Raw genomic sequence first — 1,339 nt, forward strand, 5'->3', positions numbered from 1 at the left:
GTGCACGGCGAGCGCGGCTACGCCTCGCTCGCCGAGATCCCGTTCCCGGTGGATGTGGTGGATGTCTTCGTCAACAGCGCACTCGCCGGTGCGGTCGCCGACGAGGCGGTGGCCGTCGGGGCCAAGGCGGTCTGGTTCCAGCTCGGCGTGATCGACGAGGCCGCCCGGGAACGCACCCGGGCGGCCGGTCTCGACATGGTCATGGACCGCTGCCCGGCGATCGAGATCCCCCGGCTGCCGGGCTAGCCCGCTCTTCCTGTTACCGGGAGCCGCTCAGCGCTCCGACGGCGACCGAGGCGGCCTCGGCGATGAGCGCGTTGTCGAACTCCGCGTCCGGCTCGTCGTGGGTGGAGTAGATCGCGAGCAGCAGCGGCTCACCGCCGTCCTCCGGCCACAGCACCGCGATGTCGTTGCGGCCGCCGTAGCCGCCCGCGCCGGTCTTGTCGCCCACGGTCCAGCCCTCACCGACACCCGCCCGGATCAGCTCGTCCCCGGTGGTATTGGTGATCAGCCACTCGCTCAGCTGCGCGCGCTCGGGCTCGGGCAGCACATCGCCCAGCACGTAGGCGCCCAGGTTCGCGGCGAAGACGCGCGGGGTGGAGGTGTCCCGCTCGTCCCCCGGCACGGCCTCGTTCAGCTCCGTCTCGTAGCGGTCCATCCGGGTCGTGTCGTCGCCCAGCCCGGCCAGCCGCTCCTGAAGGCCGGCCGGGCCGCCGATGGTGTCCCAGAGCAGGTTCGCGGCGGCGTTGTCGCTGTAGCGGACGGTGGCGTCGCACAGATTCAACATGCTCATGCCCCCTTCGGGCAGGTTCTCCTCCGTCACCGGAGAGTGCGGGACCAGGTCCTCCTCCCCGTACGGGATCACCTCGTCCATGCCCGCCAGGCCGTACTCCTCCAGCACGGCCCCGCACAGCAGCGCCTTGAAGGTGGAGGCGTACGCGAACCGCTCGTCCTCCCGGGGGCCGATCTCCTCGCCGCTGCCGGTGTCCAGCGCGTACACGCCCAGCCGTACGTCGTACTCCTCCTCCAGCCGCGCGAATTCCTCCTCCGGATCCTGGGAGAGGTCCGCGTCCGCAACGGAGGCGCCCGGTGCCCGCTCGCCCCCACCGTCCGCCGTACCGCTCTGGTCCGCGCCGCCGCAGCCCACCAGCGGCACCAGCACCAGCGTCCCCAGTGCCCCGGTCAGGAACCTGCCGCCGACTCGCCTGTGCACCCGCATCTTCGCTCCCCTTCACGCACGGACCGGGGACGGTCCCCGCCCGCGTGATCACCCTCCCGCCCGGCCACCCATGCCGTCCAAGACCCGGTTGCGCGGTTCCATGCCGAAGTGGCATAGGGT

2 protein-coding genes are annotated in these 1,339 nt (G+C 71.9%); one reads left to right on the forward strand and one right to left on the reverse strand.

The features are described from left to right. On the forward strand, nucleotides 1-246 hold a 246-nt coding region (locus tag ACWF62_RS20450), incomplete at its 5' end, for a CoA-binding protein (RefSeq protein ID WP_452631235.1). 13 nt (nucleotides 247-259) lie between these two features. On the opposite strand, the gene bla is transcribed toward ACWF62_RS20450, so the two are convergent. Continuing rightward, on the reverse strand, nucleotides 260-1,219 hold the full coding sequence (gene bla / locus ACWF62_RS20455) for a class A beta-lactamase (RefSeq protein ID WP_452631238.1): 960 nt from the start codon (nucleotides 1,217-1,219) through the stop codon (nucleotides 260-262). Between the last annotated feature and the right edge of the window lie 120 nt (nucleotides 1,220-1,339).

This window comes from Rhodococcus sp. NPDC054953, assembly GCF_053609225.1.